This window comes from Streptomyces sp. NPDC097129 (assembly GCF_055668065.1).
In genome coordinates, this window is the sequence record NZ_JBVOQE010000001.1 from 638887 (window position 1) to 653660 (window position 14774).

Consider the following 14774-nt stretch of genomic DNA (forward strand, 5'->3'; position numbering starts at 1 on the left):
GTACCACCAGCCCCGCACGCCATGAGCCGCGAACCTTGTCCGACATATCGAACGTCCAGGTTACTGGACACCAGGACTTTAAGGACAACCTGTGACCGACCCTTCCGCCACGGCAGTCCGCCGCCCCGGTGAGCCCGCGCTCACCGCGCTCGGCCTGGGCGCGCCCGCCCCCGACCCCGCCGACGCCTCGCCGTACACCTTCCCCGGCGGCGGCCGCTGGCGCACCGAGATCCCCTCGTGCGAGGGTCCCGAGGCGCTCGCGGTGGTGCTGAAGGAGGCCTCGCGGCTGGACGTGCCGATCCACCGCATCAGCCAGGGCAGCGGCGTGTGGATGCTCAGCGACGCCGAGATCACCGAGATGGTGGAGGCCACCGCCGAACGCGACATCGAGCTGTGCCTGTTCACCGGGCCGCGCGGCACCTGGGACATCGGCGGCTCGACCCGTACCGACTCGCGCGGGGCGGGGCTGCGCGCCCGTGGCCACGACGCCGTCGCCGGCTGCGTCGAGGACGCGGTCCGCGCCACCGAACTGGGCGTCAGGTGCCTGCTGGTGGCCGACGAGGGCGTGCTGTGGACGCTGCACCGGGCGCGCGTGGAGGGCGTCGTCCCGGCCGACACGACCCTGAAGGTCTCGGCGCTCATCGGCCCCGTCAACCCGGCAGCGTACGCGGTATACGAGCGGCTGGGCGCCGACTCGGTCAATGTGCCGAGCGATCTGACGCTGGCGCATCTCACCGAGATCCGTCAGGCGTCGGCGGCGCCGATGGACATGTACATCGAGGCGCCGGACGACCTCGGCGGCTACATCCGGATGTACGAGGTGGCCGAGCTGATCCGGCGGGGGGCGCCCCTGTATCTGAAGTTCGGGCTGTCCAAGGCGCCCGGGATCTACCCCTACGGCCACCACCTGCGGGAGGTCACGCTGGCCACGGCGAAGGAGCGGGTGCGGCGCGGACGGCTGGCGCTGGACCTGCTCGCCCGGCACGGGGCCGGTGACGACATGGCTCCGCTGGGGTCCCGGCTGCCCGGTGAGCTCCAGCGGTTCGAAACACGTTCATAAATTTTCGCAACTCCCTCTTCACAGAAGGCGACGGAGCCGAACACAATCCCACACGTCTGTTCGTCTGTTCGCTGGTTCCCCCGCACCACCGTTCGCCGGTTCTCCCGTACCACCCCCTCCTGACAGCGTTGCCGCACAGCCGCAGTCGGCCGTGCTCGACATCAAGGAAGACGACATGCGCAACCGCAGAGCCGCACTGACCGCGATAGCCGCAGCCGCCTCGCTCTCCCTCACCCTGACCGCCTGCGGCCAGAGCGGTGAGGGCGGCAGCAAGGACAGCTCGGGGTCCGCCAAGGGAGGCACGGTCGGCATCGCGATGCCGACGAAGTCCTCCGAGCGGTGGATCGCCGACGGCAACAACGTCAAGAAGGACCTGGAGTCCAAGGGCTACCAGGCCAAGCTGGTCTACGGGGAGGACGACCCCGACCAGCAGGTCTCCCAGATCGAGAACCTGATCACGCAGGGCGTGAAGGCCCTCATCGTCGCCGCCATCGACAACAAGTCGCTGGGCAACGTGCTGCAGCAGGCCAAGGACGCCAACATCCCGGTCATCGCCTACGACCGGCTCATCCTCGGCACGCCCAACGTCGACTACTACGCCTCCTTCGACAACGAGAAGGTCGGCGAGCTCCAGGCGAACTACATCGCCGACAAGCTGGGCCTGAAGAGCGGCAAGGGCCCCTTCAACATCGAGCTGTTCGCCGGCTCCAACGACGACAACAACACCAAGTACTTCTTCAACGGCGCGATGAGCGTCCTGAAGCCGTACATCGACAGCAAGAAGCTCGTCGTGCGCTCCGGCCAGACCTCGCTCAACCAGGTCACCACCCTGCGCTGGGACGGTGCGACCGCCCAGCGGCGCATGGACGACATCCTGACCAAGTCCTACAAGAGCGCCCGCGTCGACGCCGTCCTGTCGCCCTACGACGGCATCTCCATCGGCATCCTGTCGGCGCTGAAGTCCGACGGCTACGGCTCCGCCGGCAAGCCGCTGCCGGTCCTGACCGGTCAGGACGCCGAGCTGGCCTCGGTGAAGTCCATCATCGCCGGGCAGCAGACGCAGACCGTCTACAAGGACACCCGCCAGCTGGCCAAGGTCGCCTCCGGCATGGTCGACGCCGTGCTGAACGGCAAGAAGCCCGAGGTCAACGACAGCAAGACCTACGACAACGGTGCCAAGGTCGTGCCCGCCTATCTGCTGCAGCCGGTGAGCGTCGACAAGAGCAACTACGACAAGGTCCTGATCGCGGGCGGCTACTACACCGCCGGCCAGCTCAAGTAACCGGGTACCGAGAAGGATTGGAAGGCACGACCATGGCGGGACCCGTCCTGGAAATGCGCTCGATCGTCAAGACCTTCCCCGGTGTCAAGGCGCTGTCCGACGTCACGCTGACCGTCCGCCAGGGCGAGGTCCACGCCATCTGCGGGGAGAACGGCGCCGGGAAGTCCACCCTGATGAAGGTGCTCTCCGGCGTGCATCCGTACGGCAGTTACGAGGGGGACGTCCTCTTCGAGGGGGAGGTCTGCCGGTTCAAGGACATCCGGGCGAGCGAGCAGCACGGCATCGTCATCATCCACCAGGAGCTGGCGCTGGTGCCGTATCTGTCCATCGCCGAGAACATCTTCCTCGGCAACGAGCACGCCCGGCGCGGCCTCATCAACTGGAACGACACCCTCAGGCACGCCACCGAGCTGCTGCGCCGGGTGGGTCTGGACGAGCACCCCGAGACGCGCGTCGCCGACATCGGCGTCGGCAAGCAGCAGCTGGTGGAGATCGCCAAGGCGCTGTCGAAGAAGGTGAAGCTGCTCATCCTGGACGAGCCGACGGCGGCGCTCAACGACGAGGACAGCGGCAAACTGCTGGACCTGATCCTGCAGTTGCGGGACCAGGGCATCACCTCGATCATCATCTCGCACAAGCTGAACGAGATCCGCACGGTCGCCGACTCGGTCACCATCATCCGCGACGGGCGCTCCATCGAGACCCTGGACGTGAAGGCCGCGGAGACGACCGAGGACCGGATCATCAGCGGCATGGTCGGCCGTGACCTCGACAACCGTTTCCCCGAGCGCACCCCGCACGAGCCGGAGGCCGGCGCGGCTCCCGCGCTGGAGATCCGCAACTGGAGCGTGCACCACCCGATCGACCAGCAGCGCAAGGTCGTCGACGACGTGTCGCTGACCGTGCGCCGCGGGGAGATCGTCGGGATCGCCGGACTGATGGGCGCGGGCCGCACCGAGCTGGCGATGAGCGTCTTCGGCCGCTCCTACGGCCGCTACGCCGGCGGCACGGTCCTCAAGGACGGCCGGGAGATCCGCACCAAGACCGTCGCGGAGGCGGTCGAGCACGGCATCGCGTACGTCACCGAGGACCGCAAGCACTACGGCCTGAACCTGATCGACACGATCAACCGCAACATCTCGCTGACCGCGCTGAAGAAGGTCGCCAGGCGGGGCGTGGTCGACGAGCACGAGGAGCGGCAGGTCGCCGAGGGCTTCCGCAAGTCCATGAACATCAAGGCGCCGACCGTGTTCGAACCGGTGGGCAAGCTGTCCGGCGGCAACCAGCAGAAGGTCGTCCTCAGCAAGTGGATCTTCGCGGGTCCGGACGTGCTGATCCTGGACGAGCCCACGCGCGGTATCGACGTGGGCGCCAAGTACGAGATCTACACGGTCATCGACCAGCTGGCGGCGCAGGGCAAGGCGGTCGTCTTCATCTCCTCCGAGCTGCCCGAGCTGCTCGGCATGTGCGACCGGATCTACACCATGGCCGCCGGACGGCTCACCGGCGAGGTCCCGCGGGCCGAGGCCACGCAGGAAGTGCTGATGCGCCGGATGACGAAGGACACGAAGGACGAAGAGGTGACGCGATGAGCACCGAAGTGACCAAGAGCCCGGTGGCCGCCCCGCCGGGCGGCCGCCCGGGCCGCGGCGCGGCGGGCGAGAACCTGCTGCAGCTGGTGGCGGGCGGCCTGCGCCGCAACATGCGGCAGTACGGCATGCTGCTCGCGCTCGGCCTGATCGTCGCCGTGTTCGCGGTGTGGACCGACGGCGACCTGCTGCTGCCGCGCAACGTCTCCAACCTGGTGCTGCAGAACAGCTATGTGCTGGTCCTCGCGATCGGCATGATGCTGGTGATCATCGCGGGTCACATCGACCTGTCGGTGGGTTCGGTCACCGCGTTCGTGGGCGCCTTCGCGGCCGTGCTGACGGTGGAACACCATGTGGCGTGGCCGGTCGCCGTGGTGCTGTGCCTGCTGGCGGGCGCGGTGGCCGGCGCGGTGCAGGGCTACTTCATCGCCTACCTCGGCATACCGTCGTTCATCGTCACCCTCGCGGGCATGCTGATCTTCCGCGGCTTCACGGAGATCCTGCTGCAGGGGCAGACCCTCGGCCCCTTCCCGAACGGCCTGCAGAAGATCGGCAACGGTTTCCTGCCGGAGGCCGGCCCGCACACGAACTACCACAACATCACGCTGCTGCTGGGCTTCGCGCTGATCGTCTTCTCGGTGGTCCAGGAGGTCCGGGACCGCAAGCGGCAGCGGGAGTTCTCGCTCGACGTGGTGCCGCGCAGCCTGTTCCTGCTGAAGCTGGTCGCCATCGTCGCCGCGATCCTCGTCGTCACGATGCTGCTCGCCAGCTACAAGGGCGCGCCGATCGTGCTGCTGATCCTGGGCGCCCTGGTCGTCGGCTACGGCTATGTGATGCGCAACTCGGTGTTCGGCCGGCACATCTACGCCATCGGCGGCAACCTGCCCGCGGCGAAGCTGTCCGGCGTGAAGGACAGGAAGGTCACCTTCTTCGTCTTCCTGAACATGGGCGCGCTCGCGGCCCTGGCGGGGCTGGCGATCGCAGCCCGGCTGAACGCGGCGTCCCCGAAGGCGGGCCTGAACTACGAACTCGAGGCGATCGCCTCGGCGTTCATCGGCGGCGCGTCCATGAGCGGCGGTGTGGGCACCGTCCTCGGCGCGATCATCGGCGGTCTCGTCCTCGGCGTGCTGAACAACGGCATGAACCTGCTCAGCGTCGGCACCGACTGGCAGCAGGTCATCAAGGGCTTCGCCCTGCTGGCGGCGGTCGGGTTCGACGTGTGGAACAAGCGCAAGTCCGGTTCGTGAGTCACCGGGGCCCCGCCGGCCGGGCGGGGCCCCTCCTTTGACGTCGTGTGAGGAGCCGTACCCATGGAACTGAACAGACGCACGGTCATCGCCTCGGCAGCGGCGGCGGGCATCGCCGCCACGGCCCTCGGCGGCACGGCCGAGGCCGCCCCGGGATCCGCCCCGGGTGGCCGCAGGCCGGTGAAGGAACACTTCGGCACGCTCGCCGACGGCACCAGGGTGTACCGCTGGACACTGGAGAACGGCGGCACCCGCCTGAAGGTCCTCTCCTACGGCGGTGTCGTCCAGTCGCTGGAGATACCCGACCGGCACGGCCGCTGGACCAACGTCTCCCTCGGCTTCGACAACCTCGACGACTACGTGGCGTCCAGCCCGTACTTCGGCGCCCTGATCGGCCGTTACGGCAACCGCATCGCCAAGGGCCGCTTCACCCTGGACGGCACGAGCCACCAGCTGTCGGTGAACGACGGCGAGAACAGCCTGCACGGCGGCGCCAAGGGCTTCGACAAGCGGGTGTGGGACGTGGAGCCCTTCTCCTCCGGCTCCGACGTCGGGCTGCGCCTGCACCGCACCAGTGACGACGGCGAGATGGGCTACCCGGGCACCCTGCGGGCGACCGTGACGTACACCCTCACCCGGGGCGGCGACTGGATCATCGACTACGCGGCCACCACCGACAAGGCCACCGTCGTCAACCTCACCAGCCACATGTACTGGAACCTGGCGGGCGAGGGCAGCGGCAGCATCGAGGACCACGAACTGCAGATCGCCGCCTCCCGCTTCACGCCCACCGACGCGGGCCTGATCCCCACCGGCGAACTGGCGAGGGTCGCCGGCACTCCCTTCGACTTCCGCCGCGCCAAGCCGGTCGGCCGGGACATCCGGGCCGGCCATCCGCAGCAGGTCCTCGCCAAGGGCTACGACCACAACTGGGTGCTGGACAAGGGGATCACCGCCGAGCCCGAGCACGTCGCGACGCTGCGCGACCCCGCCTCCGGCCGCACCCTGAGGATCGCCACCGACCAGCCGGGCCTGCAGTTCTACTCCGGCAACTTCCTCGACTCCACCCTCACCGGCACGTCCGGCCGCACCTACCGGCAGGGCGACGCGCTGTGCCTGGAGACACAGCACTTCCCGGACTCCCCCAACCACCCGGCGTTCCCGTCGACGGTGCTGCGCCCGGGCGAGACGTACCGCACGCGGACGGTCCACCGCTTCTCCGCGTGAAGTCGGTGACACGCCGGGCGTGTTGAACGGCGCCCCACCGGCCCGCGTACACAAGGGCGGCCCGTGCTCCTCCGGCACGGGCCGCCCTTGGACACGGAGGCCGCCTTGGCAGACAACGTCACCTCGCTGTTCCGTGAGCACGCCGCGCACACTCCCTCGATGGCGGCGCTGACGCGGGAGAGCGACGGGGCGGGACCACTGGACTTCTGCATCCCCTGCAACCCGTACTTCCCCACCCCCGCGATGTTCGAGGAGCTGGCGGCCCGGCTCCCCGAGATCCTCACGTACTACCCGAGCAGCGCGCAGACGGTCACCGCCGAGCTGTGCGAGCTGCTGCGCCTGCCGCCGAGTTGCGTGGCGATGGGCAACGGCTCCACGGAACTGATCACCTGGATCGACCATCTGCTGGTCCGCGAGTCGCTCGCCGTGCCCGTGCCCACCTTCGGCCGCTGGACCGACCAGCCGATGGAGACCGGCAAGAGGGTCGACATGTTCCCGCTGCAGGAGGCGAACGGCTTCGCCCTCGACCTGTCCCGGTACGCCGACTTCCTCCGCGCCCGCGGCAGCCGCGTGGCGGTCGTCTGCAACCCGAACAACCCCGACGGCGGCTACCGGCACAAACAGGCGCTGGTGGCGTTCCTGGACGCGATGGCGGACCTGGACCTGGTGATCGTGGACGAGTCGTTCCTGGAGTTCGCGGACGCGGAGGCGGACCCCTCCGTGGTCCAGGAGGCCGTGCTCCGCCCGAACGTGATCGTCCTGCGCAGCCTGGGCAAGAACTTCGGGCTGCACGGCGTCCGCTTCGGCTACCTGGTGGCCAACCCGGCCCTGGCCGGGCGGGTCAGGTCGATGCTGCCGAAGTGGAACCTCAACTCCTTCGCCGAGCACGTGGTGTTCATGCTGCGCGACCACGGCGCGGAGTACGCCCGCAGCGTCCAGCAGGTCCGCCGCGACCGCCTGGAGATGACGGCCGCGCTGTCGGCCCTGCCGGGCCTGACCGTCTATCCCTCGCAGGCCAACTTCCTCTTCGTGCGTCTGCCCGTGGGCGCCGAGGGCCCCGTGGTGCGCGACCGGCTGCTCACCGGGCACCGGATCCTGGTCCGCGAGTGCGGCAACAAGATCGGTTCCTCCAGCCGCTTCCTGCGGCTCGTGGTGCGCCCCCAGGGGGACGTGCGTCGCCTGGTGTCCGGCCTGGAAGCGGTCCTCTACGGGACGTCCAGGAGGGACGCCGCCGTGCCCGGGCCGGCCACCGGCACAAGCAACGGCTACAGCTCGGGCACGGCGGCGGTGGACCGGCTGGTCGGCCAGACCAACGGCACGGGGGTGCCGCTCCCACCGGCCCAGCCGTGGCCCCAGCCGCTGCCTCCGGCGGGGGCCCCGGCCCAGGGCGGCCTCACGGCGGCCCAGGTGCGGGGCACGACGGGCCTGCCGGACGGCCTGACGGCGGCCCCGGCGGCGGGCTGGCCGAACGCGGCGGGGATGGGCCGGGCGGGGTGAGCCGGGTGGGGTGAGCCGGGTGAGGTGAGCCGGGTGAGGTGAACCGGGGGCTGCGTCGTGGGCGCCTCAGTGGGCGACGGGCCAGCCGCTGCTCCAGTCCAGCAGGTTGATGCCGAGCTTCGGGGTGCCGTTGTCGTTGCCGTCGTAGTAGTGGTAGACGATCAGGTCCCCGTCGACGTCGTTCATGACGGACTGCCCGCCGGGCCCGATGACGCTGCCGTGCGACTCCAGCACCGGCGTCCCCCCGTTGTTCATGAGGGCGACCCCGTTCCTGTCGTAGTACGGCCCGGTGACGGAGGTGGCCCGGCCGGCCTTGACCTTGTAGGTGGAGCTGGTGCCGGCGCAGCAGGTGTCGTAGGAGGCGAAGAGGTAGTAGTACCCGTTGCGCTTGACGACGAAGGGCGCTTCGACGGCCTTGGTCCCGGTGGGCCGGGAGGCGAGGGAGTACCGGGTGGTGTCGCCGGCGTACTGCTTCCCGGTGGACGGATCGATGCGGATCATCTTGAGCCCCGTCCACCAGCTCCCGAACGACAGCCACCACTTCCCGTCGTCGTCGACGAAGAGGTTCGGGTCGATGGCGTTGTAGTCGCTGGAGGTGGTGGAGGTGTGGACGACGCCGTAGTCGCTCCAGGAGCCCGGCAGGCCGGTTGCCGAACCGGCCAGCCCGATGGCCGACTTGTTGGAGCCGAAGGTGGAGACGGCGTAGTACATGAGGTACCTGCCGCCGTGGTACGAGATGTCCGGCGCCCACGCCTCCGACGCGTACGACGACCACCAGCCGGGCTTGGTGGTGAAGGCGTCGGCCCCGGCCGTGAACGCGGTCCGGTCGGTGGAGGTGCGGTAGGCGAGCCCGCCGCCGGTGGCGTAGAGCAGATAGCGCCCGCCGGACGTGCGGACCATCGACGGGTCGTGCACGACGGTGCTGCCGGTGACGGTACCGGGGTTGGGGTAGGCGGAGGCGGTCTGCGGGACGAGGGCCAGCAGGATCGCGGCGGGGACGGCGAGGAGGGCGGCTCTCCGGGACGTGCGGCTCATGGGGACGCTCCTTCGGTGGGGTCCGCCGTTCGACATGGCGAACGACGATCGCGTCATCGGACGGGACCGTAGAGTCGAAGGCGTTGCGCGTCAATGGTTCACGCGGCAACGGAAGTTCGTCACCAGGACCGTCACGGAAGGCAGCGGCGCAAGCGAAGGGAGGCGCGGAGGCGTTCACCGAACTCCTCCGCGCCACCCGTGGTGCCTCAGGAGGCCGGGCACTCCTTCCACGCCAAGTGGTAGACCGTGCTGATGTCGCCGTCCGTGGAGTCCATCGTCATGAAGCTGACCTTGCCGGGCGCCGAGGTGCCGGCGGTCAGCCGCAGCTCGGTGTTGATGTTGAAGTTGCGCTGGACCCCGCAGGGCGCCCAGACCAGCTGGGCCCAGTCCGTGGCGTCGGTGGCCTGCCAGTTGTCGTCGTAGGGGCCGGCCAGCGGGTGGTTGCGGTACACGGTCTGCGGTGACCCCTGGAAGTAGTACGAGGCCCTCTGCGCCCCGCTCGCACCCTGCTGGAGGGAGGCGAAGCCGCGGTAGTCGGCGCTGGCGACGGCGTAGGTGAAGCCCTGGGGGACGTGCACGACGAGGTTCAGCTGGCAGTTCTTGCGGAACGCCGTCGGGTCGGAGTTGCCGCCCACCTGGGCCAGGTAGGCGCTGTAGGTCACGGTGAACGCCGTGTTGTCCTCGGAGACGGCGACCGCGGTGGTGCCCTGGGGGCAGCCGGAGCCGTTCACCGTGGCGACCTTGATGACGATCTTGTCCGGCGGCGGGTCGGTGAACCCGGAGGACGGGTGCTGTGCCGGTAGTGCGGCGCCGAGCAGAGCGGCGACGACGCCGCTCAGGAGGAGTCCACCAGCCATGGTCTGTCCGTCCGTTCGGTGGGGGGTGAGTGTGTCGCACCGACTGTCGGGGATGTGTGAGGGAGCCGTGAAGGCGGCCACCGGCCATTCGTGGCCCCCTCCTGTGACACGGCTGTGACCGGAGTTATGGCTTCCACCACAGCCGGGGCCCGCGGCGGCCTCCAAGATCAACGGATGCGCAGATCCCGCTCGTCCTCTTCCTCCGTGGCAGGTGTCCTCGTCGCCGCCCTGGCCGCCGCCGGGGTGGTCGGTGGGGTGCTCGTCGGGTGGGGCGGCGTCGACACCGTCAACGGGTGCGGGTATCCGGACAACCCCTATCCGTCCGAGACCGCGCGGGACTGGGTGACGTACGCCGACGTCGTGGTCGTCGGACAGGTCGTGGGCGAGCGGGAGAGCGGGCGGCGGGAGCTGGCCCTGGGCCCCTATCGGTACGCCGTCGAGCGGACGGTGCGGATACGCGCCGAGTCCGTGCCGTACGAGTCGCGGGCGCGGTCCCATCCGGCGGTCGGCGCGGCCCTCGACTACGTGGCGCCCGGCTGGAAGATCACCCGCGGCAGCCGGGACCGGGTCGACGTGCTGACCGGGGACGCGCCCCGCGTCGTGCCCGGCCACACCTACATCCTCGCCCTGCGCCACCGCGAGGGGCGGTGGGTGGCCCTCGGCGAGGGCGCCGTCGTGCCGTTCGACGGGCATGTGGCGGGGCGCGGGGAGTGGTGCGGGCAGGTCGTCGACACGGACGGGTTCGCGCACGGTGAGCGGCTCGACCGGGGCGACGACCACAGCCTGGAGAAGGCCCTGCTCGGGCAGGGGGATCAGGCGCTCGTCCGTGCCCTGCGGGACGCCCGGCGGGGCTAGCTCAGGGGCTCAGGTGCCCTGCGGGACGCCCCGGCGGGGCTGACTCAGGGGCTCAGGGGTTCTCACGTGTCCTGCGGGACGCCCGGCGGGGCCGGCTCACGGGTTCTCCCAGGCCGCCGGTTCCGCCGCCAGCTGCCGTACCGGTTCCGGGAGGGCGCCGGCCGCGATGTCGGCGAGGGTGACGCCCTCCAGGATCCTGCGGACGTTGGCGCGCAGGGCGATCCACAGCGGGAGCAGGGGCTCGGCGCTGCCGGTGTACGTCAGGCCCGTGGGGCGTTCGCCGCGTACCGAGACGATCGGGCCGTCCACGGCGCGGATCACGTCCGCCACCGTGACCGCGGACGCCTCCCGGGCCAGCCGGTAGCCGCCGCCCCCGCCGCGCCGGCTGTCCACGATGCCGGCGCGGCGCAGGTCGCCGAGGATCCCCTCCAGGAACTTGTGCGGGATGGCCTGGGCCGCGGCGATCGTCTCCGCCTTCAGCGGGTCGTCGCCCTGCTGCCGTACGGCCAGCTCCAGCACCGCCCGCACCGCGTAGTCCGCCCGCGCCGAGATCCTCATGGGTTCATTGTGCGGCTCAGGCCGCCGGCACCACCGCCCGGCCCAGGTGGCGGGTGAAGAAACGGACCGCGCTGTCGGTCTGGAAGCGGGGCAGCTCCTTGTGCCGGCCCGCGTTGGCGTACAGGGTCTTCTCCTGCGAGCCGAAGGCGTCGAACAGAGCGAGTCCGGCCTCGCGCGGGATGTGCTCGTCGTCCCACTGGAGCGCGAACTCGACCGGGACGGTGATCCGCTGCGCCGTCTCCGCCAGGGTGTCCGGCCAGAACAGGCCGAAGACCGCCGCGGTGATCCGGGGCTCGGCGGCCACCAGCGGTACGCCGATCGCCGTGCCCATGTTGAGGCCGTAGTAGCCGACGGGGCCCTCGGGACCGATCTCCGGCAGCCGCTGGAGCGCGTCGAGAGCCGCCTGCCACTCGGGTACGGCGCGCTCGGCCAGGTGGGCGTTGTAGCGGGTCACGACCGGGCCGACGGGCTCGCCCGCGGCCATCGCCCGCTGCATGACGGCGATCTCCCGCTCGTCGTGCGCGGTGCGCGGCCGGTCGCCGTGACCGGGCGCGTCGATGACGGCGACGTGGAAGCCGCCGTCGGTGACGAGGCGCCGGGCGCGGCCGAGCATCGCCGGCCACTTCTTGTGCGTGCCGCCGCCGTGACCCATCAGCACCAGCGGCGCACGGTCGGGGCCGGTCTGCGGCGACCAGAGGACGCCGGGGATGCCGCCTACGGTGAAGTCGCGTTCGAGCATGCCGTGCGACGAGGAACGGGCGGTGAAATCAAAGGAGTTCATGATGTGCTGCCTTCCGGGAGTGCCTTGGTGTCCAGGCGCTCCCGGTGACGGCTATGTCACTTGCCCGACCGTGTCGCAGAGGGGAGCACCCACATCGTTACCGCCGTCATGGGTCTCACCTCCTCGGTCCGTCTCACGGTCGACCGCAAGCTATCAGCGCCGGCGCGGGCCCGCACAACTCCTTTTCTACGCCAGCCTGATCACGTTCCACGACAGCGGCTCCAGCACGGCCGACAGCCGGCCGTCGGCGAGGGTCGTGCCGTCGACCTGGTGCAGGACGACGCGATCGGGCTCGGTGAGCGTGTTGCGGGCGTCCGGGTCGGCGTCGGCGAGGGCGCTGTGCTCGACGACCCGGGTGAGGTCCAGGCCGCTCAGGGCGACCTGGAGCGGCAGCGGCTCGGTGCGGCCGCGGTTGACCGCGAAGACGGTGACGGTCCCGTCCTCGGCGCGCACCGCGGTGGCGTGCAGCAGGTCGGTCTCGCCGTACTTCGCCGTCGCGTACGCCGGTGAGTCGACGCGGACGTCCAGCACCTGCCCGCGGCCGTACTTCGACGCCTGTGCGAAGGGGAAGTACGTCGTCTGCCGCCAGGCCGGGCCGCCCGGCTCGGTCATGATCGGGGCGATGACGTTGACCAGCTGGGCGAGGCAGGCGACGGTCACCCGGTCCGCGTGCCGCAGCAGGGCGATGAGCAGGGAGCCGAAGACGACGGCGTCGGTGACGCTGTAGTTGTCCTCCAGCAGGCGGGGGGCCTCCGGCCAGTCGTCCGGCGCGAAGGTCTTGGCCCGCTCTTCCCAGCGGGTCAGGTACCAGACGTTCCACTCGTCGAAGGACAGGTTGATCTTCTTCTTCGACTTGAGCTTGGCGCCGATGTGGTCGGCCGTCGCGACGACGTTCTCGATGAAGGACTCCATGTCGACCGCGGAGGCCAGGAAGGAGTCCACGTCGCCGTCGATGGGCTCGTAGTAGGCGTGCAGGGAGATGTGGTCGACCAGGTCGTACGTCTCCTCCAGCACCGTCGCCTCCCAGGCGGCGAAGGTGGGCATGGCCTGGCTGGAGGAGCCGCAGGCGACGAGTTCGACGGACGGGTCGATCTGGCGCATGGCGCGGGCGGTCTCGGCGGCGAGGCGGCCGTACTCGGCGGCGGTCTTGTGGCCGGTCTGCCAGGGGCCGTCCATCTCGTTGCCGAGGCACCACAGCTTGATGCCGTAGGGCTCCTTGTCGCCGTGGGCGGCACGCAGGTCGCTGAGCGCGGTGCCGGAGGGGTGGTTGGCGTACTCCTGGAGCTGCAGTGCCTCGGCGACGCCGCGGGTGCCGAGGTTGACGGCCATCATCGGCTCGGCCTGCGGGCCGATCTTCTTCAGGAAGGCGATGTACTCGGACAGGCCGAAGCGGTTCGACTCCGTCGAGTGCCAGGCGAGGTCGAGGCGGCGGGGGCGGTCCTCGACGGGGCCGACGGAGTCCTCCCAGCGGTAACCGGAGACGAAGTTGCCGCCGGGGTAGCGGATGGCGGTGACGCCGAGTTCGCGGACGAGGTCGAGGACGTCTTGGCGGAGGCCGGCCTCGTCGGCGGTGGGGTGGCCGGGTTCGTAGATACCGGTGTAGACGCAGCGGCCGAGGTGTTCGACGAAGGAGCCGAAGACACGGGGGTTGACTTCGCCGATGGTGAAGGCGGGGTCCAGGGTGAATCGGGCGGGGTGCAATGTTCGCCTTTCCAAGTGGGTGGTTGTGTCGCTCGGGCGACTACCGGTTCGTCGTGGCTGCTCGCGCCCACGCGGCGGAGCCGCATGTTCGAGGCAGCCCCGCGCCCCTTCAGGTCAGTTCAGGCCAGCCCGATTTCCAGCTGAGCTTGTTGAGGCCGAGCTTCGGGGTGCCGTTGTCCGTCGCGTCGTAGTAGTGGTAGGCCAGCCAGTCCTGGCCGCGGTCGTTGAAGACCGACTCGCCGCCCGTACCCACGTAGCGGCCGTGGCCGGCGAGGAGGAGATCGCCGCCGCCCTCCAGCAGGGGCGTGCCGGTGCTGTCGACGTACGGGCCGGTGACGGACGTGGAGCGGCCGACGCGGATCTTGTAGGTGGAGTTCACGCCGGCGCAGCAGGCGTCGTAGGAGGCGAAGAGGTAGTAGTAGCGGCCGTGGTGGACGATGTACGGGCCTTCGACGGCGTATGGGGCGTCGGGGCGGGTGGCGAGGTGGCGGACCTCGGCGCCGGGGATCGCCTTGCCGGTCTTCGGATCGAGCTGGACCATGCGGATGCCGGTCCAGTAGGAGCCGAAGGTCATCCACAGCTTGCCGTCGGCCTTGAGGACCGCGGGGTCGATGGCGTTCCAGGCGTCGGTCTTCTCGGAGCTGAAGACCTTGCCGTGGTCGGTCCAGGTGCCGGGCAGGCCGGTGGGTGAGGTGGCGACGCCGATCGCGGAGTGGTTGGTGCCCCAGGAGGAGACGGCGTAGTAGAGCCAGTAGCGGCCGTCGCGGAAGGAGATGTCGGGGGCCCAGGGGTCGCCGGTGTCGTTGTACTCGTACCACCAGCTCGGCGGGGTGGCGAAGGCGTTGCCCGCGTCGTCCCACTGTTTGCGGTCCTCGGAGACGCGGGCGCCGATGACGCCGCCGGTGGAGTAGGCGACGTAGCCGCCGGACTTCAGGCGGATGACGGTGGGGTCGTGGATGATCTGCTGACCTGTGACGGGCTGGGGGTCGGGGTAGGTGGTGTCCGCCTGCGCCGTGGCCGGGATCAGGGCGATGACGGCGGCGGCGACGGCCGTCGCGAGTCGCGTGCGCTTCAACTCAGGTGCT

Annotated in this window: 13 protein-coding genes; 7 read left to right on the forward strand and 6 right to left on the reverse strand. The window is 70.1% G+C overall.

Annotated elements, in window-relative coordinates; genetic code table 11:
- The first annotated feature begins 91 nt into the window (after nucleotides 1-91).
- The 6 genes from AC0B9F_RS02920 to AC0B9F_RS02945 all read left to right on the forward strand — a co-directional run bounded on the left by AC0B9F_RS02920 (nucleotide 92) and on the right by AC0B9F_RS02945 (nucleotide 7902).
- The gene (locus AC0B9F_RS02920; protein ID WP_471998439.1) at nucleotides 92-1060 is read left to right on the forward strand and encodes a glycosyltransferase family protein; all 969 of its coding nucleotides are present in this window, start codon (nucleotides 92-94) and stop codon (nucleotides 1058-1060) included.
- 175 nt (nucleotides 1061-1235) lie between these two features.
- A complete protein-coding gene (gene chvE, locus AC0B9F_RS02925; RefSeq protein WP_471998440.1) occupies nucleotides 1236-2342 on the forward strand; it encodes a multiple monosaccharide ABC transporter substrate-binding protein in 1107 nt (368 codons plus the stop codon).
- Between the two features lie 32 nt (nucleotides 2343-2374).
- A complete protein-coding gene (mmsA, locus tag AC0B9F_RS02930; RefSeq protein WP_471998441.1) occupies nucleotides 2375-3934 on the forward strand; it encodes a multiple monosaccharide ABC transporter ATP-binding protein in 1560 nt (519 codons plus the stop codon).
- Nucleotides 3931-5178 carry a multiple monosaccharide ABC transporter permease gene (gene mmsB / locus AC0B9F_RS02935; RefSeq protein ID WP_471998442.1) on the forward strand — a complete coding sequence of 416 codons (1248 nt, stop codon included), beginning with the start codon at nucleotides 3931-3933 and terminating at the stop codon, nucleotides 5176-5178. The genes mmsA and mmsB overlap by 4 nt, the downstream gene beginning before the upstream one ends.
- Nucleotides 5179-5241: 63 nt before the next feature.
- Nucleotides 5242-6405: an aldose epimerase family protein gene (locus tag AC0B9F_RS02940; RefSeq protein WP_471998443.1), complete on the forward strand. Its 1164-nt coding sequence runs from the start codon at nucleotides 5242-5244 to the stop codon at nucleotides 6403-6405.
- 105 nt (nucleotides 6406-6510) lie between these two features.
- Nucleotides 6511-7902: a pyridoxal phosphate-dependent aminotransferase gene (locus AC0B9F_RS02945; RefSeq protein ID WP_471998444.1), complete on the forward strand. Its 1392-nt coding sequence runs from the start codon at nucleotides 6511-6513 to the stop codon at nucleotides 7900-7902.
- Between the two features lie 66 nt (nucleotides 7903-7968).
- Here AC0B9F_RS02945 and AC0B9F_RS02950 read toward each other — a convergent pair whose 3' ends face one another.
- On the reverse strand, nucleotides 7969-8937 hold the full coding sequence (locus AC0B9F_RS02950; RefSeq protein ID WP_471998445.1) for an arabinan endo-1,5-alpha-L-arabinosidase: 969 nt from the start codon (nucleotides 8935-8937) through the stop codon (nucleotides 7969-7971).
- Nucleotides 8938-9143: 206 nt separating this feature from the next.
- On the reverse strand, nucleotides 9144-9794 hold the full coding sequence (locus AC0B9F_RS02955) for a DUF4360 domain-containing protein (protein ID WP_471998446.1): 651 nt from the start codon (nucleotides 9792-9794) through the stop codon (nucleotides 9144-9146).
- 204 nt (nucleotides 9795-9998) lie between these two features.
- On the opposite strand from AC0B9F_RS02955, the gene AC0B9F_RS02960 reads away from it, so the two are divergent.
- On the forward strand, nucleotides 9999-10649 hold the full coding sequence (locus AC0B9F_RS02960; RefSeq protein WP_471998447.1) for a hypothetical protein: 651 nt from the start codon (nucleotides 9999-10001) through the stop codon (nucleotides 10647-10649).
- Nucleotides 10650-10745: 96 nt separating this feature from the next.
- Here AC0B9F_RS02960 and AC0B9F_RS02965 read toward each other — a convergent pair whose 3' ends face one another.
- The 4 genes from AC0B9F_RS02965 to AC0B9F_RS02980 form a co-directional block, all read right to left on the reverse strand.
- Nucleotides 10746-11207 carry an RrF2 family transcriptional regulator gene (locus AC0B9F_RS02965; protein WP_471998448.1) on the reverse strand — a complete coding sequence of 154 codons (462 nt, stop codon included), beginning with the start codon at nucleotides 11205-11207 and terminating at the stop codon, nucleotides 10746-10748.
- A gap of 16 nt (nucleotides 11208-11223) precedes the next feature.
- Nucleotides 11224-11988: an alpha/beta hydrolase gene (locus AC0B9F_RS02970; RefSeq protein WP_471998449.1), complete on the reverse strand. Its 765-nt coding sequence runs from the start codon at nucleotides 11986-11988 to the stop codon at nucleotides 11224-11226.
- Nucleotides 11989-12174: 186 nt separating this feature from the next.
- The gene (arfA, locus tag AC0B9F_RS02975) at nucleotides 12175-13689 is read right to left on the reverse strand and encodes an arabinosylfuranosidase ArfA (RefSeq protein ID WP_471998450.1); all 1515 of its coding nucleotides are present in this window, start codon (nucleotides 13687-13689) and stop codon (nucleotides 12175-12177) included.
- A gap of 109 nt (nucleotides 13690-13798) precedes the next feature.
- The gene (locus tag AC0B9F_RS02980) at nucleotides 13799-14764 is read right to left on the reverse strand and encodes an arabinan endo-1,5-alpha-L-arabinosidase (RefSeq protein ID WP_471998451.1); all 966 of its coding nucleotides are present in this window, start codon (nucleotides 14762-14764) and stop codon (nucleotides 13799-13801) included.
- Nucleotides 14765-14774 lie beyond the last annotated feature (10 nt).

Excerpts from the sequence above, each read along its gene's own strand:
- AC0B9F_RS02940 (WP_471998443.1), top strand. The coding sequence starts at position 5,242 with ATGGAACTGAACAGACGCACGGTCATCGCCTCGGCAGCGGCGGCGGGC.
- AC0B9F_RS02970 (WP_471998449.1), bottom strand. The coding sequence starts at position 11,988 with ATGAACTCCTTTGATTTCACCGCCCGTTCCTCGTCGCACGGCATGCTC.
- chvE (WP_471998440.1), top strand. The coding sequence starts at position 1,236 with ATGCGCAACCGCAGAGCCGCACTGACCGCGATAGCCGCAGCCGCCTCG.
- AC0B9F_RS02965 (WP_471998448.1), bottom strand. The coding sequence starts at position 11,207 with ATGAGGATCTCGGCGCGGGCGGACTACGCGGTGCGGGCGGTGCTGGAG.
- AC0B9F_RS02950 (WP_471998445.1), bottom strand. The coding sequence starts at position 8,937 with ATGAGCCGCACGTCCCGGAGAGCCGCCCTCCTCGCCGTCCCCGCCGCG.
- mmsB (WP_471998442.1), top strand. The coding sequence starts at position 3,931 with ATGAGCACCGAAGTGACCAAGAGCCCGGTGGCCGCCCCGCCGGGCGGC.
- mmsA (WP_471998441.1), top strand. The coding sequence starts at position 2,375 with ATGGCGGGACCCGTCCTGGAAATGCGCTCGATCGTCAAGACCTTCCCC.
- AC0B9F_RS02955 (WP_471998446.1), bottom strand. The coding sequence starts at position 9,794 with ATGGCTGGTGGACTCCTCCTGAGCGGCGTCGTCGCCGCTCTGCTCGGC.